This is a genomic window from Azonexus sp. IMCC34842, assembly GCF_050368855.1.
Taxonomy (GTDB): domain Bacteria; phylum Pseudomonadota; class Gammaproteobacteria; order Burkholderiales; family Rhodocyclaceae; genus Azonexus; species Azonexus denitrificans_A.
In genome coordinates this window covers 3,495,870-3,514,056 of record NZ_CP178449.1, presented here as the reverse complement: position 1 = coordinate 3,514,056, position 18,187 = coordinate 3,495,870, and the positions used below count along the sequence as shown (strand labels likewise).

The 18,187-nt window shown below is 64.5% G+C and carries 13 protein-coding genes; 4 read left to right on the top strand and 9 right to left on the bottom strand.

Annotated elements, in window-relative coordinates; all coding sequences use genetic code 11:
• Window positions 1-3: 3 nt before the first annotated feature.
• The 6 genes from ACLIKD_RS16580 to ACLIKD_RS16555 all read right to left on the bottom strand — a co-directional run bounded on the left by ACLIKD_RS16580 (window position 4) and on the right by ACLIKD_RS16555 (window position 6,062).
• The gene (locus ACLIKD_RS16580) at window positions 4-996 is read right to left on the bottom strand and encodes an L-threonylcarbamoyladenylate synthase (RefSeq protein WP_428825921.1); all 993 of its coding nucleotides are present in this window, start codon (window positions 994-996) and stop codon (window positions 4-6) included.
• Entirely contained in the window at window positions 993-2,135 is a 1,143-nt protein-coding gene (locus ACLIKD_RS16575) for a 5-(carboxyamino)imidazole ribonucleotide synthase (RefSeq protein WP_428828353.1), read from the bottom strand. Before ACLIKD_RS16575 ends, ACLIKD_RS16580 begins: the two co-directional genes overlap by 4 nt.
• Window positions 2,136-2,152: 17 nt before the next feature.
• Window positions 2,153-2,650: a 5-(carboxyamino)imidazole ribonucleotide mutase gene (gene purE / locus ACLIKD_RS16570; RefSeq protein ID WP_226417353.1), complete on the bottom strand. Its 498-nt coding sequence runs from the start codon at window positions 2,648-2,650 to the stop codon at window positions 2,153-2,155.
• Window positions 2,647-3,501 carry a bifunctional methylenetetrahydrofolate dehydrogenase/methenyltetrahydrofolate cyclohydrolase FolD gene (gene folD / locus ACLIKD_RS16565; RefSeq protein WP_428825920.1) on the bottom strand — a complete coding sequence of 285 codons (855 nt, stop codon included), beginning with the start codon at window positions 3,499-3,501 and terminating at the stop codon, window positions 2,647-2,649. Before folD ends, purE begins: the two co-directional genes overlap by 4 nt.
• Before the next feature lie 73 nt (window positions 3,502-3,574).
• Entirely contained in the window at window positions 3,575-4,186 is a 612-nt protein-coding gene (locus ACLIKD_RS16560) for an indolepyruvate oxidoreductase subunit beta (RefSeq protein WP_428825919.1), read from the bottom strand.
• A gap of 1 nt (window position 4,187) precedes the next feature.
• On the bottom strand, window positions 4,188-6,062 hold the full coding sequence (locus ACLIKD_RS16555; protein WP_428825918.1) for a thiamine pyrophosphate-dependent enzyme: 1,875 nt from the start codon (window positions 6,060-6,062) through the stop codon (window positions 4,188-4,190).
• 289 nt (window positions 6,063-6,351) lie between these two features.
• On the opposite strand from ACLIKD_RS16555, the gene aceE reads away from it, so the two are divergent.
• Genes aceE through lpdA form a run of 3 tightly spaced genes read left to right on the top strand, consistent with a single transcriptional unit; the run spans window position 6,352 to window position 12,465 of the window.
• A complete protein-coding gene (aceE, locus tag ACLIKD_RS16550) occupies window positions 6,352-9,027 on the top strand; it encodes a pyruvate dehydrogenase (acetyl-transferring), homodimeric type (RefSeq protein ID WP_428825917.1) in 2,676 nt (891 codons plus the stop codon).
• A gap of 15 nt (window positions 9,028-9,042) precedes the next feature.
• On the top strand, window positions 9,043-10,677 hold the full coding sequence (gene aceF, locus ACLIKD_RS16545; protein ID WP_428825916.1) for a dihydrolipoyllysine-residue acetyltransferase: 1,635 nt from the start codon (window positions 9,043-9,045) through the stop codon (window positions 10,675-10,677).
• A 15-nt stretch (window positions 10,678-10,692) separates the two neighbouring features.
• Complete coding sequence (gene lpdA, locus ACLIKD_RS16540) at window positions 10,693-12,465, top strand: dihydrolipoyl dehydrogenase (protein ID WP_428825915.1); 1,773 nt, start codon at window positions 10,693-10,695, stop codon at window positions 12,463-12,465.
• Window positions 12,466-12,654: 189 nt separating this feature from the next.
• Here the strand turns inward: lpdA and ACLIKD_RS16535 are convergent, their stop codons facing one another.
• From ACLIKD_RS16535 to ACLIKD_RS16525, 3 genes are all read right to left on the bottom strand, one after another.
• Window positions 12,655-14,856, bottom strand: coding sequence for a phosphocholine-specific phospholipase C (locus tag ACLIKD_RS16535; protein ID WP_428825914.1), 2,202 nt, complete (start codon window positions 14,854-14,856; stop codon window positions 12,655-12,657).
• A gap of 32 nt (window positions 14,857-14,888) precedes the next feature.
• Window positions 14,889-15,455 carry a PEP-CTERM sorting domain-containing protein gene (locus tag ACLIKD_RS16530; RefSeq protein ID WP_428825913.1) on the bottom strand — a complete coding sequence of 189 codons (567 nt, stop codon included), beginning with the start codon at window positions 15,453-15,455 and terminating at the stop codon, window positions 14,889-14,891.
• A 77-nt stretch (window positions 15,456-15,532) separates the two neighbouring features.
• Complete coding sequence (locus ACLIKD_RS16525) at window positions 15,533-16,225, bottom strand: PEP-CTERM sorting domain-containing protein (protein WP_428825912.1); 693 nt, start codon at window positions 16,223-16,225, stop codon at window positions 15,533-15,535.
• A gap of 462 nt (window positions 16,226-16,687) precedes the next feature.
• Here ACLIKD_RS16525 and ACLIKD_RS16520 point away from each other — a divergent pair, with 462 nt between their 5' ends.
• The gene (locus ACLIKD_RS16520; protein WP_428825911.1) at window positions 16,688-18,136 is read left to right on the top strand and encodes an alkaline phosphatase PhoX; all 1,449 of its coding nucleotides are present in this window, start codon (window positions 16,688-16,690) and stop codon (window positions 18,134-18,136) included.
• Window positions 18,137-18,187: the final 51 nt, after the last annotated feature.

Here is an 18,187-nt window from a genome sequence, read left to right as displayed (position 1 = left end):
GCTTCAGCCTGGTCCGGCACCCGCCACGGCGCGGCGCAGGCGATCGGCGACGGCCGCCCAGGCCGGATCGTCGGGCAGGGCTTCGACGGTGATCAGACTCATTCCGGCGTGGTCCATATCGCGTAACGCGGCATACAACTCATGGGCATAGCCGACCGGGTCGGCCGGCAGCATGTGCCAGATATGCGGCATGCCGGCGTGCGGCGGCAGGCTGTGACTGATGACGCCACAGGCGTCGCCCTTGTGGCGCTGGGCGTTGAGAAAATCGAGCAGGCGTTCGCTGGCAATCAGTCGCATCGGCGTCTGTGGGGCGTAGTGCGCCGCCAGCGAGCCGGAGACGCGCGGTGCGCCGGCGGCGGTTTCGATATTCGGCCGGCAGCCGAGTACGGCTTCGAGATGGGCCGGGGAAATATGTCCGGGGCGCAGGACGACGGCTTCGCCGCGCGAGCAGTCGACGATGGTCGATTCGATACCGACGGTACAGGACCCGCCGTCGAGAATCAGCGGCACCCGGTCACCGAGTTCTTCCTGGACATGCGCCGCACTGGTCGGGCTGATCCGGCCGAAACGGTTGGCCGACGGGGCGGCGATGCCGCCATGGCCGCCGCTGGCGGCAAAGCGGCGGAGCAGTTCGAGCGCCACCGGATGACCGGGGACGCGCAGGCCGACGGTGTCCTGACCGCCGGTCACGGCATCCGGCACCCAGGCCTGCTTCTTCAGGATCAGCGTCAGCGGGCCTGGCCAGAAGGCTTCCATCAGTTCCCAGGCGACGGGCGGCACCTGCTCGGCCCAGTGGTCGACGGCGTCGTGGCCGGCCAGATGGACGATCAGCGGATGGTCGGCGGGGCGGCCCTTGGCGGCGAATATCTTGGCGACCGCGGCCGGATTGGCGGCATCGGCTCCCAGGCCGTAGACCGTTTCGGTCGGGAAGGCGACCAGCTCGCCGGCGCGTAGCAAGTCGACGGCGCGGACGTATTCGGCTGCGGAAGGCGTCATGCGTCCTTGATGCCGATCGCCGTACGTGCCGCCAGCGCGGCTTGCTGCACCGTCGCGGCGTCCTCGCCGATCACCGTGAAATGGCCCATTTTGCGGCCGGGGCGGGCGTGGTGCTTGCCGTAGAGGTGCAGCTTCAGATTGGGCACGGCGTGCAGCCTGGCCCAGTCGGGCTCGCGGTAGCGTTCGCCGTCGAACCACAGGTCGCCGAGCAGATTGACCATGACCGCCGGCGAATGGGCGCGCGCTTCGCCGAGCGGCAGGCCGCACAAGGCGCGCACCTGCTGCTCGAACTGGCTGGTAACGCAGGCATCGACGGTGTAGTGACCGCTGTTGTGCGGGCGCGGCGCCATTTCATTGACGATCAGGCGACCCCGGCTGACGAAGAACTCGACGCCCATGGTGCCGATGTAGCCGAGCTCTTCGGCGATCCGGGCGGCGACATCCTCGGCATCGCTCTTGACGCAACCGGTCGTCCGGGCGGGCACGATCGAGACATCGAGGATGCCGTTGGTGTGCTGGTTTTCGCCGGTCGGAAAGCATTGAACCTGGCCGTGCTGGTCGCGAGCGAGGACCACCGAGACTTCGTAGTCCAATGTCAGGCGCTGTTCCAGCACGCAGGCTTCGCCATTGAAGCGGGCGAATGCCAGAAGGGCCTCGGCGCAGTTGTTGACCGTCGCCTGGCCCTTGCCGTCGTAGCCGAAGCGGGCAACCTTGAGGATCGCCGGAAACAGCGACGGGTCGGCCTTCTTAATATCGTCTTCGCCGTGAATCGCGGCGAACGGGCCATGCGGCAGGCCGTTGTCGCGCAGGAAACTCTTCTCGGCGATGCGGTTCTGGCAGATGGCGACCGCCGCTGCCGACGGGCGGACCGGCACGAACTTGGCCAGGTAGTCCAGCGTCTCGGCCGGGACGTTCTCGAATTCGGTGGTGATTGCCGCGCAGCCGTTGGCGAACTCGTCGAGCGCCGCAAAGTCGTCGTAGGCATCACAGAAATGGCGCTCGGCGATCAGGCCGGCCGGGCTGTTCTTGTCCGGGTCGAGGACCCAGACCTGATAGCCCATCTCGTGCGCGGCGGTGACGAAGAAGCGGCCCAACTGGCCGCCGCCCAGCATGCCCAGCGTGGCGGGCGGCAGGATCATGGTCGAAGGCATCGGATTCAAACTTCCGGCAGTTTCATGGCCAGGACCTTCTCGGTCTGGGCCTGACGGAACGCCTGCAACTTGGCATTCAATTCCGGATTGTCGTTGGCCAGCATGGCGACGGCGAACAGCGCTGCATTGGCGGCGCCAGCCTCGCCGATGGCGAAGGTGGCGACCGGAATGCCCTTCGGCATCTGGACGATGGAATGCAGCGAATCGACGCCGGACAGCGCCTTCGACTGCACCGGTACGCCGAGTACCGGGATGGTGGTCTTGGCGGCCAGCATGCCCGGCAAGTGGGCGGCGCCGCCGGCCCCGGCGATGATCGCCTTGAGGCCGCGCTCACCGGCCATGGCCGCATAGTCGAACAACAGGTCGGGAGTGCGGTGGGCGGAAACGACCCTGGCTTCGAAGGGCACGCCGAAGTCCTTGAGGATGACGGCGGCGGCCTGCATGGTCGGCCAGTCGGAATCCGAACCCATGACGACGCCGATCAGCGGCAGGTGATTGCTCATAGTCCGGCCTTCCGTTCGGCAGCTTCGATGGTGTTGGCGAGCAGCATGGTGATGGTCATCGGACCGACGCCACCCGGCACCGGGGTGATCTGCCCGGCCACTTCGGCGCAGCCGGCGAAATCGACGTCGCCGCACAGCTTGCCGTCGGGCAGGCGGTTGATGCCGACGTCGATGACGACGGCGCCCGGCTTGACCATGTCGGCGGTGACGAACTTCGGCTTGCCGACGGCGGCGACCAGGATGTCGGCGCGGCGGGTATGGCCGGCTAGGTCCTTGGTGCGTGAGTTGCAGACGGTGACGGTGGCGCCGGCGTTGATCAGGAGCAGCGCCATCGGCTTGCCGACGATGTTGGAACGGCCGATGACCACGGCTTCCTTGCCGCTCAGATCGACATGGCCCTTCTCGAACATTTTCATCACGCCGTAGGGCGTGCACGGAATGAAGCGCGGATTGCCCTGGGCCAGCGCGCCGATGTTCTCGGCGTGGAAGCCATCGACGTCCTTGGCGGCGGCAATCGCTTCGAGCACGGCGGCTTCATCGAAATGCTTCGGCAGCGGCAGCTGGACCAGGATGCCGTGAATCGCCGGATCGGCATTCAGCTCGGCGATCTTGGCGAGCACCGTGGCCTGATCGACGGTCGGTTCGTAGGTGATCTTCTCGGAGTGCATGCCGATGGCCAGGCAGCCATTGACCTTGTTGCGCACGTAAACCTGGGAGGCCGGGTCTTCGCCGACCAGAATGACTACCAGCCCCGGGCGGTGTCCCTTGGCCGTCAGTGCTTCCACGCGGGCCTTGAAGCTCAGGCGCAGTTCATCGGCCAGAGCCTTGCCGTCGATAATTTGTGCTGTCATCGTCGCATCCAACAGAAAAGAAAAGGGGAAAGGCGGCTGCCTTTCCCTTTGAATTGGCGCGTATTTTAACAGATTACGCGGCGACGGCTTCCGCTGTCCCGACGGCCGCCCGTCCGGCGGCGAAGGCCTGGCGGTTCAGCTCGACCAGCTTTTCGCCCTTGCGCTGGAAACGCTTGAGCACGCAGTCGAGCAGCGTCTCGGCCGGAAACGGCAGGTGATCGGCGATGGCGCCGAGCATCACGGTGTTGCCGAGGCGGATGTCGCCGAGCTGCTGGGCAATCGAGGTGGCATCGAAGGCGACGACCTTGTTGCCGCTTTTGCGGATTTCGCCGAGCGGATCGTCCGGGTAATCGAACAGGCCGAGCTCGACGACCGGCGGGACCAGCCGGGCCGTATTCATCAAAGTGATACCGCCCGGGCGCAGCATGTGCTGCCAGCGCATCGCTTCGGCCGACTCGAAACCCAGCAGCACATCGGCGGTGCCCGGCGTGATCTGCGGCGACAGGACGCGCTGGCCGAAACGCAGGTGCGAGGAAACGACGCCGCCGCGTTGGGCCATGCCAGCGACTTCGGTTTTCTTGGCGTCGTGGCCCATGGCGATCGCCGCTTCGGCGAGAATTTCGGTGGCGGTCATGACGCCCTGGCCGCCGATGCCGACGACGAGAATATTGGTGTTGTCACTCATCTCAGGCTCCACATCCCTTGCTGACCAGCTTGATCGGCGAAACCGGCGCGTAATGCACGATGGCTTTCGGCGCGCAGGGCTGGACGCACAGGCCGCAGCCGGTGCACACCGAGCTTTCGATGCGCACGAAAGCGAGGTTGACTTCCTTGCCGCTCGCCTTGACTTCCTTGCCGCGGCGCGTGACGTGGATGGCCGGGCAGCCGACGTCGATACAGTTGCCGCAACCGGTGCACTGGTCGTCGATGACCTCGAACGGTTTCAGCTTGTGGTAATCCTTGATCAGCACGCAGGGCTGGTCGGTGATGATGACCGAGACTTCCGGTACCTTGACTTCCTCGCGGATGGTCTTGAACAGAACCGGCAGCTCGTAGGGGTTGACCTTGTGGATGCGCTCTTCCTTGACGCCGAGTGCCGAGACCAGCTTGGCGAAATCGACGCGGGGCGCTTCGTCGCCATGAATGTCGCGGCCGTTGCCCGGATTGTCCTGGCCGCCGGTCATGCCGACCGCGCGGTTGTCGAGCAGCAGCACGGTGACGTTGCCCTTGTTGTAGACCATGTCGAGCAGGCCTTGCATGCCCATGTGCAGGAAGGTCGAGTCGCCGATCACGGCAACCACACGCTTGTCCTTGTCGGCTTCGCCGCGCCCCTTGTCCATGCCGAGCGCAACCCCCATCGAGGCGCCCATCGAAACGCAGGTGTCGAGCGCATTCCACGGGTGGCCGGCGCCCAGCGTGTAACAGCCGATGTCGCCGGAGATGTTCAGGTTGCGCACCTGGGACAGCGTGTAATAGACGCCGAGGTGCGGGCAGGCGACGCACATCGTCGGCGGTCGCGGGAAGACCTGCAGCGGGATGACGGCTTGCGGAGCCGGCACCGGCTCGCCGAGCAGGCGGGCGATCGCCGGTTTCAATACGTTGGGCGACAGTTCGCCCTGCAGTGGCAGGATCTCCTTGCCCAGCACATGCAAACCCTGGGCCTTCAGTTCGGTTTCGATCAGCGGCTCGACTTCCTCGACGACGACGACCTGGTCAACCAGTGCCGCCAGTTCGCGGCATTTCTCGAACGGCACCGGGCAGGAAAAGCCGAGCTTCAGGACCGGCGCATTCGGGAAGGATTCCTTGACGTGCATGTAGGCCGGGCCGGAGGCGATGAAGCCGACGCGCCGGTCAGAGCCGTGCTCGATGAAGTTGAGCGGCGAGGTTTCGGCCTGTGCGCGCAGTTCGCCGTCGCGCTTGAACATCAGCGGGATGCGCTTGCCGGCATTGCCCGGCACCATCACGAAACGGCCCGGTTCCTTCTTGAAGCCGGCGCCCACGTGAGCGACGCGCTCGCCGGTGGTGACCAGCGACTTGACGTGGTTGATGCGCGTCGTCATGCGCAGGATGACCGGCACCTGGAATTGTTCGGACAACTCGTAGGCCTGCAGCGTCATCGCATAGGCCTCCTGCGAATCGGCCGGCTCGAACACCGGCAGGTGGGCGAAGCGGCCCCAGTAGCGGGAGTCCTGCTCGTTCTGCGAGGAGGACAGGCCGACGTCGTCGGCAATGGCGATCACCAGGCCGCCGATCACGCCGGTCAGGGTCAGCGTCATCAGCGCGTCGGAGGCGACGTTCATGCCGACATGTTTCATGCAGCAGAAGGAGCGCGAGCCGGCGTAAGCGGCGCCGATCGCCACTTCCAGCGAGACTTTTTCATTGACCGACCACTCGGCATAGAGGTCCGGATAGGTCGAGATCACTTCCAGCATCTCGGTCGACGGGGTGCCGGGGTAGGCGGCGGCGACCTTGACGCCCGCCTCCCAGACGGCGCGGGCGACTGCTTCGTTACCGGATAAAAGAAGCCGGCTAGCCGCCGGGGCTGGCATCACAGCTGCCATGGGTGCTCCTGTCGTCAATGCGAAACCGACGATTATAGGTGGCTGCGAAACCCTCGATTTGATACAGCGCAAGTCGATTCGCTTTTCCGATTTGTCTCACTTTGCGGGAGCGAATTTGCCATATTGGGGTTATCCACAATATTGCACGATACGAAGTTTGATTTTACAATGCGGAATAACAAGTAAGGGAAATCACGGGGCGGCCGAGTCACCCAAAGCCCCTCGTAAAGAGTTAAAGTTGTTTTGCAAAACAGGCAAAACAGAATGAAGCCAACTTAGGAGACAAACCATGGCCGATCAGCCGAATGCCCTGCCTGACCCGGCGGACGTAGATCCGCAGGAGACAAAAGAATGGATGGATGCCGTTGACGGCGTCATCAACCAGGAAGGTCCGAACCGCGCCCATTACCTGATTGAAAAGGTGATCGGCCAAGCCCGCCTGCAGGGTGTGGACATCCCCTACTCGGCCAATACCGAATACATCAACACCATTCCGGTCGACCAGCAGCCCAAGTACCCGGGCAATGCCGACATGGAAATCAAGATCCACTCCTATATCCGCTGGAACGCCATGGCCATGGTCGTCCGCGCCAACAAGGACACCAACGTCGGCGGCCACATCGCTTCCTTCGCCTCGGCCGCCGCGCTGTACGACGTCGGCTTCTCGCATTTCTGGCGGAGCATCCATGACGAATCCGGCGGCGACCTGATCTTCTTCCAGGGCCACTCGGTACCCGGCGTCTATTCGCGGGCCTTCATGCTCGGTCGCCTGAGCGAAGAGCAGATGGACCACTTCCGCCAGGAAACCGGCGGCAAGGGTATTTCTTCCTACCCGCATCCGTGGCTGATGCCGGATTTCTGGCAGTTCCCGACTGTTTCCATGGGGCTCGGCCCGATCCAGGCGATCTACCAGGCCCGCTTCATGAAGTACCTCGATTCGCGCGGCCTGGCCAAGGCCGGCGATCGCAAGGTGTGGGCCTTCCTCGGCGACGGCGAGACCGACGAAGTCGAATCGCTGGGCGCCATCGGCATGGCCGGTCGCGAAAAGCTCGACAACCTGATCTTCGTCATCAACTGCAACCTGCAGCGCCTGGACGGCCCGGTGCGCGGCAACGGCAAGATCATCCAGGAACTCGAATCGGAATTCCGCGGTTCGGGCTGGAATGTCATCAAGCTGATCTGGGGCACGCAGTGGGACACGCTGTTCCAGCGCGACAAGAAGGGCATCATGAAGCAGCGCATGATGGAACTATGCGACGGCGAGTACCAGACCTTCAAGGCCAAGAACGGCGCCTACGTCCGCGAGCATTTCTTCAATACGCCGGAACTCAAGGAACTGGTCGCCGACTGGACCGACGACCAGGTCTGGCAACTGAACCGCGGCGGCCACGACATTTTCAAGATCTTCGCCGCCTACAACGCCGCCGTTAACCACAAGGGCCAGCCGACGCTGATCCTGGCCAAGACCATCAAGGGCTTCGGCATGGGCCAGGCCGGCGAAGCGATGAACATCTCGCACCAGCAGAAGAAGATGGACATCGAGCAGATCGGCCGCTTCCGCGACCGTTTCGACCTGCCGGTGCCGGACGACAAGCTGGCCGAACTGCCTTACCTGAAGTTCGCCGAAGATTCGCCGGAATACCAGTACATGCGCCAGCGCCGCCTCGACCTCGGCGGCTTCCTGCCGCAGCGCCGGCGCAAGGCCGAGCCGCTGGCCATCCCGCCGCTCGAGACCTTTGCCGCGCTGTTGAAGGCATCCGGCGAAGGCCGCGAACTGTCCACGACGATGGCCATCGTCCGCATCATGAACATGATGTTGAAGGACAAGAATGTCGGCAAGAACGTCGTGCCCATCGTGCCCGACGAATCGCGCACCTTCGGCATGGAAGGCATGTTCCGCTCGGTCGGCATCTGGAATCAGGAAGGCCAGAACTACGTGCCGGAAGACCATGACCAGCTGATGTTTTACAAGGAGTCGAAGACCGGCCAAGTGCTGCAGGAAGGGATCAACGAAGCCGGCGCGATGAGCGACTGGATCGCCGCCGCCACGTCGTACTCCGTGCATAACGTCCAGACCATCCCGTTCTACATCTGCTACTCGATGTTCGGCATGCAGCGTGTCCTCGACCTCTGCTGGGCGGCTGGCGACCAGCGCGCCCGCGGCTTCCTGATCGGCGGTACCGCCGGCCGCACGACGCTGAACGGCGAAGGCCTGCAGCACGAGGACGGCCATAGCCTGATCCTGTCCAACCTGATCCCGAACTGCGTTTCCTACGATCCGACCTTCCAGTACGAAGTCGCCGTGGTCGCCCAGGACGGCATGCGCCGGATGTTCCAGGAGCAGGAAGACGTGTTCTACTACATCACCGTGATGAACGAGAACTACGAGCACCCGGAAATGCCGGCCGGTTCGGAAGCCGACATCATCAAGGGGATGTACCTGTTCAAGAAGGGCGGCGAAACGGCTGGTCCGCGCGTCCAGCTGCTCGGCGCCGGGACCATCTTCCGCGAAGTCATCGCCGCCGCCGACTTGCTCAAGAACGACTGGGGTGTCGAGGCCGATCTGTGGGGTTGCCCGAGCTTCAACGAACTGGCCCGCAACGGTCAGGACGTGCAGCGCTGGAACATGCTGCACCCGCTGGACGAGCCGAAGCTGTCGCACGTCGAGCAGAAGCTGGCCGGCGCCAAGGGGCCGGTCATTGCTTCGACCGATTACATCAAGCTGCTTTCCGAGCAGATCCGGCCGTTCGTCAAGGCGCCGTATGTCACGCTGGGGACCGACGGTTTCGGCCGTTCCGACACTCGCGAAAAACTGCGCAACTTCTTCGAGGTCGACCGTCACTGGGTAACGCTGGCCGCCCTCAAGGCGCTGGCCGACAACGGCGAAATCAAGCGCGAAGTGGTGGCTGCCGCCCTGGTCAAGTACAACCTTGACCCGAACAAGCCCAACCCGATGTCGGTTTGATCAGGGAGAGACAACATGAGCCAAATCATTGAAGTCAAAGTCCCCGATATCGGCGATTTCGCCGAAGTCCCGGTCATAGAGTTGTACGTCAAGGTCGGCGACAGCATCAAGGTCGACGATGCGATCGCCACGCTGGAATCGGACAAGGCGACGATGGATGTGCCGTCGCCGGTCGCCGGTGTGGTCAAGGAAGTGCTGGTCCAGCTCGGCGGCAAGGTCGGCGAAGGTTCCGTTCTGATCAAGGTCGAGACGGGTGGCGCCGCAGCTGCGCCGGCTCCGGCTGCGCAAGCCGCTGCCCCGGTTGCGGCGCCGGCCCCTGCTGCAGCATCGGTTGCCGCTGCACCCGCCGCAGCTGGCGGTATGGTTGAAGTCAAGGTGCCGGATATCGGCGATTTCGCCGAAGTGCCGGTCATCGAGCTGTACGTCAAGGTCGGCGACAGCATCAAGGTTGACGATGCAATCGCCACGCTGGAATCCGACAAGGCGACGATGGATGTGCCGTCGACCGTCGCCGGTGTGGTCAAGGAAGTGCTGGTCCAGCTCGGTTCCAAGGTCGGCGAAGGTTCGGTGCTGATCAAGGTCGAAACCGGCGCTGCCGCCCCGGTTGCCCAAGTGGCAGCACCGGCCCCCGCTGCGGCCGCTGCGGTTTCTGCCCCGGTCGCCTCGACCGTTGCGGCCGTTCCCGTTGCCAGCGCTCCGGCTGCCCTGGCCCCGGCGCTACCGCTTGGCGCCAAGGTCCATGCCTCGCCGTCGGTCCGCGCCTATGCCCGCGAACTCGGCGTCGATCTGGCCAAGGTTCCGGCCACCGGCCCGAAGAACCGCATCGTCAAGGAAGATCTGACCAAATACGTCAAGGGCGTGATGTCCGGCGCCACTGCTGCTCCGATCGTCGCCGGCGCCAGCCTCGGCGGCGGGCTCGACCTGCTACCCTGGCCGAAGGTCGATTTCGCCAAGTTCGGCGAGATCGAGGTCAAGCCGCTGTCGCGTATCAAGAAGATTTCCGGCCAGAACCTGTCGCGCAACTGGGTGATGATCCCGGCGGTCACGTATCACGAAGATGCCGACATCACCGATCTCGAAGCCTTCCGCGTGCTGCTCAACAAGGAAAACGAGAAGGGTGGCGCCGCCAAGCTGACTATGCTGGCTTTCCTGATGAAGGCTTGCGTCAAGGGCCTGCAGAAATTCCCGGAATTCAATTCCTCGCTCGACGGCGACAACCTGGTGCTGAAGAAGTATTTCAACATCGGTTTCGCGGCCGATACGCCGAATGGTTTGGTCGTCCCGGTGGTCAAGAACGTGGACAAGAAGTCGGTCTTCGAACTGGCGCAGGAATCCGGCGACCTGGCCAAGCAGGCGCGTGACGGCAAGCTCAAGCCGGCCGACATGTCCGGTGCCTGCTTCACGATTTCCAGCCTGGGCGGCATCGGCGGCACTTACTTCGCGCCGATCGTCAATGCGCCGGAAGTCGCCATCCTCGGGGTCAACAAGTCGGCCATGAAGCCGGTCTGGGACGGCAAGCAATTCGTGCCGCGCCTGACCCTGCCGCTGTCGCTGACCGCCGATCACCGCGTCATCGACGGTGCGCTGGCGACCCGCTTCAATGTCTATGTCGCGCAGTTGCTGGCGGATTTCCGCCGCGTCGCGCTGTAACCGGAGACCGTCATCATGAGCAATCTGGTTGAAGTCAAAGTTCCCGACATCGGCGATTTCGCCGAAGTGCCGGTCATCGAGCTGTACGTCAAGGTCGGCGACAGCATCAAGGTGGACGACGCGATCTGCACGCTGGAGTCCGACAAGGCGACGATGGATGTGCCGAGTCCAGTTGAAGGCGTGGTCAGGGAAGTTTTGGTCCAGCTTGGTTCCAAGGTGGCCGAAGGCGCCCTGCTGATCAAGGTCGAAACCAATGCTGCGGCGGTGGCCCCCGCCCCGCAAGCGGCCGCTCCGGCTGCTGCTCCGGCAGCGCCGGTTGTGGCTCCGCTGGCCGGCAGCCATGCCGGCGGCGCCGATCTCGAGTGCGAGATGCTCGTCCTCGGTGCCGGCCCCGGCGGTTATTCCGCCGCCTTCCGTTCGGCCGACCTCGGCATGAAGACGATCATCGTCGAGCGTTACGCGACGCTCGGCGGCGTTTGCCTGAACGTCGGCTGCATCCCGTCCAAGGCCTTGCTGCACGTTGCGGCGGTGATGGAAGAAGCCCAGCACGCGGCCGATCTCGGCGTCACCTTCGGCGCGCCACAGGTCGATATCGACAAGCTGCGCGCCCACAAGGACAAGGTCGTCGGCAAGCTGACCGGCGGTCTGGCCGGCATGGCCAAGGGCCGCAAGGTCGACATCGTGCGTGGCGTCGGCACCTTCCTCGACCCGCACCATATCGAGGTCGAGGAAACCACTGGTAGCAGCCAGGACAAGACCGGCCAGACGAAGATCATCCGCTTCCAGAAGTGCATCATCGCCGCCGGTTCGGCGGCCGTGCATCTGCCCTTCATCCCCAAGGACCCGCGCATCGTCGATTCGACCGGGGCGCTCGAACTGCGCTTCGTGCCGCAGAAGATGCTGGTCATCGGCGGCGGCATCATCGGCCTGGAAATGGCCACCGTCTATTCGACGCTGGGTGCCAAGGTCGATGTCGTCGAAATGCTTGATGCGCTGATGCAGGGCCCCGACCGCGATGCGGTCAAGGTCTGGGAAAAGCAGAACCTTCAGCGCTTCGACAAGATCATGCTGAAGACCAAGACGGTCGCGGTCGACGCCAAGGACGACGGCCTGTGGGTCAAGTTTGAAGGCGAGGGCGTCTCGGCCGAGCCGGTCAAGTACGACATGATCCTGCAAGCCGCCGGCCGCTCGCCGAACGGCAAGAAGATCGGTGCCGACAAGGCCGGCGTCGCGGTGACCGATCGCGGCTTCATCAATGTCGATGCCCAGATGCGGACCAACGTGCCGCACATCTTCGCCATCGGTGACGTTGTCGGCAATCCGATGCTGGCCCACAAGGCGGTACATGAAGCGCATGTCGCGGCGGAAGTCGCGGCTGGCCACAAGGCGGCCTTCGACGCCACGGTGATTCCCGGCGTTGCCTACACCCATCCGGAAGTGGCGTGGGTCGGCTACACCGAAGACCAGGCCAAGAAGGAAGGTCGCAAGGTCGAAGCCGCCAAGTTCCCGTGGGCGGCTTCCGGTCGCGCCATAGCTAACGGTGCCGAGTACGGCTTCACCAAGCTGATCTTCGATGCCGAAACGCATCGGGTGATCGGCGGGGCGATTGTCGGCCCGAACGCCGGCGACATGATCGGCGAAGTCTGCCTGGCTATCGAAATGGGCTGCGATGCGGTCGATATCGGCAAGACCATCCACCCGCACCCGACGCTCGGTGAAACGGTCGGCATGGCGGCCGAAGTAGCGCACGGCACCTGTACCGACGTGCCGGCGGCGCGCAAGAAATAGCCGGGTGACCCGAATGCGGTGACGTGCCGCTTCAGGCCCCGACGAATCGGCCGAACCCCACGCAAGTGGCGTTCGGCCGATTTTTTGGCGAGTCCACAATGAACCAGGGCGTAGCGGTATTGGCCGCTACGCCCTGGTGGCTGGAGCTGGGGATTTTTGCCGCGGCAGAAATCCCCGGTGGCTTGCTGCTTAGACCTTGTACTGGTCTGCGATGGCGGTGCCGCCCAGAGCCGGGTCGCTGAAGGACGGCGCCCCGGTTTCCAGGTGGCCGGCCAGACGGCGGCTGTAGTCGGCCTGGCCCTTCACCCTGATCGAGAAGTCGTACCAGTAGGCGCTGTCGCTCAGCGGCAGTTCGATACGGAATTCGCCCTTGGCCGGCACCACCTGGGTGAGGTTCTTGGCGTAGTACTTGTTGGCGACCAGAACGAAGGTGCAGGGCATGCTGCCGGCGTTGGTCAGCTGGATTGCCAGTTCGCCGGTGGCCGGGTTGTAGTCGGCCCGGACTTCCGGATTGGGCTGGGCAGCGGCGGCGACCCGCTTGGCGTTGCCGGTGAAGTGGCGGTGGAAGCCGTTGGGGCCGAGAACCCACAGGTCGTAGGTGCCGGCGGTGGCCGGTGCCCAGGTGCCGGCCAGTTCCTTGCCCGGCTCGACGGTGTAGCGCCGCGGGACGGCGGTCAGGTTGAGGCGGTCATAGACGTGGAAGACGGCGGTCGCTTCACCGCTGTTCACGAATTCCAGCTCGACCTTGGTGGCACCGATGGCCTGGGTGTTGGGGACGATCCGGCCATGGACGTGCAACTCGTAAGGCAGGGCACGGGCCGGGCGGATGCCGACTTCCTGGACCGGCATGACGGCCTGGGTCGGCGGCACCGGCGTCGGCTGCTTGGCGATGGCGCGGGCCCGGGCGGCCAGGGCCGTGGTGTCCGGCAGCTTCTTGAAGAATTCGGCGTCGCTCGGATCGGCGAAGTTGAAGGCCGACAGCAGGTCGCCGCAGACGGCGCGGCGCCACGGCGAAATGTTCGGTTCCTCGACGGCGAAGCGGGTTTCGATGAAGCGGAGCACCGAGGTGTGGTCGAAGACCTGGGAATTGACCCAGCCGCCCTTGCTCCACGGCGAAACCACGTACATCGGGACGCGCGGGCCGAGGCCGTAGGGGCGGTGCAGCAGGGCCTGCTCGTTGGCGTTGTTGTGGTAGCCGACCAGGTGCTCGTGGTACTCGCCGCGGGTGTCGACGGTCGAGTCGCCGGCCAGGACGGCCTTGGCCGGGTCGGCATCCCAGGACAGGTAGGACGGGGCGGCCGGCGGCGGCACGTGGTCGAAGAAGCCGTCGTTTTCATCGAAATTGATGAAGAGGACGGTCTTGCTCCAGACTTCCGGGTTGGCGGTCAGGGCATCGAGGACCTGGGCGGTGTATTCGGCGCCCTGGGCCGGGCTGGATGGGCCGGGGTGCTCGGAGCCTTCGGCGGTGGCGACGATCCAGCTGATCTGCGGCAGCTTGTTGGCGAGAACGTCTTCCTTGAGCTTGTCCAGATCGCGGGTGCTGATGCCGCGCTCGCGCAGCGCCTGGGAGTAGCCGGGGCGCTGGAACCAGGCGTCGCGGAAGGTCTTGAAGCCGGCCAGCGGGTTGTCGGTGAAGTTGTCGGCCATGTTTTCATAGACCTGCCAGCTGATGCCGGCGTCTTCCAGGCGCTCGGTATAGGTGGTCCAGGTATAGCCGCCGATCAGGCCCGGGTCGGAATCGAACCAGTCGTAATCGTTGTAGGTGGCCGGGCCGTTGCCGAGAGCCAGCGGGTCGTTGGTGCCGGTCCATTGGAACAGGCGGTTGGTGTTGGTGCCGCCGTGGAAGGAGCAGTGGTAGGCATCGCACAGCGTGAAGGCATTGGCCAGCGCGAACTGGAAGGGCATGTCCGACTGCTTGAAGTGGCCGAGCGAGTGGTTCTGCTTGGCCTTCGGCCAGGCGTTCATCTGGCCGTTGTTCCAGGCGTACTGGGCGTCGGTCCACGAGTGGGGGGTGCCGGCCACCCGCATGGTGTCGAAGTTCTGGGTGGTATTCAGATGGAAGGGGGCGATCGGCTTGGCCGTGACGCGGGCCGACTGGTTGGGCTGGGTCCACACGTTCTTGCCGACGATGCCGGTGCTGTTGGCGACCGGAATCGGGAATGGGTCGCCGAAGCCGCGGACGCCGGCCAGGGTGCCGAAGTAGTGGTCGAAGGAACGATTTTCCTGCATCAGAATGACGATGTGCTCGACGTCCTGGATGGTGCCGGTGCGACGGTTGGCTTCGATGGCCAGGGCGCGCTGGATGGAGGGCGGCAGCATGCTCAGGGCGCCGGCGGCGCCGGTGGTGGCGGCTACGTTGCGGAGGAAATTGCGACGATTGATGTCGGTCATGGGAGTGCTCTGTATTGGTTGGCGGGAAGGGCTCAGGCCTTGGCGGCGCGGCGGCGGGTAAAACCGAGCAGGCCGAGGCCGGCCAGCATCAGGGCGTAGGTTTCGGGTTCGGGGACGCTGGCGGTGAAGGTGAAGTCGTCCATCACGAAGCCGGCGTGTTCCTTGCTGGAAACCACCACGGTATCGACCAGGCCGCTGTAGCCGCTGGTCAGGAAGGTCGGCGTGGCGCTGGGATTGAGCAGGGCCGAGGTGCCGACCAGGTTGCCGCCGAGGTACAGCTTGAAGCTCACTTCGGCGCCGGACAGCCCGGCGAAATAGGCACCCTGGAAGACGGTGGGGGTGATCAGGCCGATGGTGGCGGCCACGTCGTCGCCGCCCCATTGGGTGGTGATGCGGAAATCGCCGGAGTGGGCGGCAAACGGCGCTTGCTCGCCGGAGAAGGCTGTCCATCCGTCGACGACCCAGTTGAGGCCGCCGTAGTTGCTGGGCAGGAAGCCGTCGCTACCGATGTCGTCGAAGGTTAGTACGGTGGCGGAGGCGGCGGGGGCGAGAGAGGCCAGGGCGGCGACCACGGCCAGGCTGCGAATGATTTTTTTCATGGGAATTCCGATCAATAAGTGGGTGAGCCCGAGCTATCGCCCTGCCGGGGATGACTCGGGCCGGGTTGGCTGGCCGTTCAGACGGCCTGGCGGGAACGGTGGCGGGCCACGCCGGCGAGCAGGCCGAGACCGGCCAGCATCAAGGCGTAGCTCTCGGGTTCCGGCACCGCTGCGGTGTTCAGGGCGAAGGACAGGTTGTCGGCGTAGCCGTCGTTGTCGCCGCCGCCCTGGCGCTCCATGTCGAGGACGAAGCGGACCTGGGCGGTGCCGCTCGGCAGCAGGCCCAGAGCCTCCTGGTAGAACAGGCCGGAGATTTCGTTCCGGTCGGCGGCGCTCAAGGGGCCGAGGGTGGCCGAGCCCAGTTCGTTACCGGCGGTATCCAGGAAGCTGGCCTGGAAAATGGCGTTGTCGCCTTGGGCCGCCCAGCCGCCGAGCCAGCCGGTCAGGCTGAAGCTCACCTGGCCGCTGGCGATGGCGCCGGTGAAGGCGCTCAGGTCGATAGTCTGGGTGCCGGCGGCGTAGCTCCAGCCGGAGCCGCCGACGAACAGGCTGCTGCCGCGATCCACCGGGCCGGGTTGGGTCGGCTGGACCCAGTTCGGACCATAAGCGACGGAACTGAAGAGGGCGTCGTCAGCGATGGCGGACCAGCCGGTGGTGCCGTTTTCGGCATCGCCGTTGACGAGCAGGTTGTTGCCATAGGAAGCCGCTTGGGCACCCAGGCTGAGCGAGGCGCAGAGCAGGGCTGCGGCGATCTTGGGGGAAAACTTCATGGTCATATCCACAATTGTTTGAACGTTCAGGAGACACCCATGCCTTGTCGAGAAAGACAGCGAGATGGGCGATGCATTGAGGTGGTGCCAACGAAACGTGGCGTGGGACGCAATCTAGCGGTCCCATATGACATGACAGACCGTGGCCTATGAGCCGAATGAACTAGTCCGTGGTCGGGAGGAACGCGACGCCCGGCAGGGAGAACCCGCCGGTGAGCCGACTGGGCAAACGACGGGTAAACCTGCCTGGCTGACCAAAAATAGTCCGAAAGGACTAGATCCTGGCCTGCTTGGCACCTACCTTCACGTAATAACTGACCTTCATCATAGGTGGCAGGGGCCAAGCGATCGGGGGGGTCTGTCGGGCATCAGCCGTTCGTGTGTGCTGCTGCCCGGCCGAACCAAGGTCGCCACCTCTCGAACCATCAACTTCGTACTCTCGCCAGCCAGGAGCATCATAAAATGCAAAAAAAGTACCTCAACATTGCCGTAGCCAGCGCCCTTGCCGCCATGTCGGTCGGCGCTCACGCCGCTGACACCTATTTCGACAACATCACCCCGCTGACCGCCTCGGCCGGTGCGACCGCCACCCCGGCCACGCCGCTGACGCTGTCCAGCCCGAATTTCACCCAGGTCACCATCGCCGACCGCAAGACCCAGAACACCCTGGTGCCGGGCAGCAACTCCGGCAACTGGGACATGATCACCGCCAACGAAACCGGCGCAGATGCCGGTCGCTACCTGTTCATGCCGTTCGAAACCGGCTCGGCCGGCGTTCAGCGCGTTGACCTGTGGAACAACAACTACAACACCCGTACCGTGACCATCGTCGCGCCGGGCACCCAGGGCTTCGCCTCGGGCGACGCTTCCCGCTGGACTCCGTGGGGCAGCTACCTGACCGCCGAAGAATCGTGGGGTACGGGCAGTAAGGGGCGCCTGTTCGAAGTCACGAACGCCACGACGGCTGGCGCCAACGGCGGCAACTTCGTCCAGCGCAGCGTGATTCCGCGCGTTTCCCACGAAGGCCTGGCTTTCGACAAACAGAAATCGATGTACTTCATTGACGAGCAGAACGGCGGGTCGATCTACAAGTACGTCTCCGCCAACCCGAACGCGACCAACGGCAGCGACTACTTCGCGGCTGGCCAGACTTTCGCGCTGAAGGTCGGTAACGGTGGCCAGTTCGAAGGCACCAGCGGTGCCGCCATCACCGGCGGCGCGACCTGGGTCGCCATCACCAATGCAACGGGCGGCGCCATCGCCGGCGTGTCTACCGTGGTCGCCGACGGCACCATCGACGGTCGCGCCACCGCCGACAACGCCAACGTCCTGGCCACCGGCTACAACCGTCCGGAAGACCTGGAGAACAAGACGCTGGCCAACGGCCATGAAGCCGTGTTCTTCACCACCACCGACTCCGACACCAACGGCAACACGAACGATGGCCGCAGCCGCGTCTATCTGTTGGACACCGTTAGCAATGATGTCAAGCTGTTTGCCGACTCCAGCACTATCGATCTGGCGACCGGCCTGGCCGTCGGTGGCGGTCTGCGCAATGCCGACAACCTGGCGATCGACGCTGCCGGCAACATCTACATCATCGAAGACCGCGACGGCGCAGTCGATGACGACGTCTGGCTGGCCAAGGACCTGAACCACGACGGCGACCTGCTCGATGCCGGCGAAGGCTTGGCGCGCTGGGTTTCCAACGGCGCCCCGGGTTCGGAAATCACCGGCCTGTACTTCTCCAAGAGCAATCCGAACCTCGCTTACCTGAACATCCAGCACCCGGCTGACAGTGTCGATCGCCTGGTCCAGATCTCGGCCGTTCCGGAGCCGGAAAGCTACGCCATGTTCCTGGCCGGCCTTGGCCTGCTCGGCTTTGCCGCCCGTCGCCGCGCAGCCAAGTAAGCCCTGATCGGGAGGGCGGCGACGCCTTCCCGATCAGCGCATCGTCCCCCC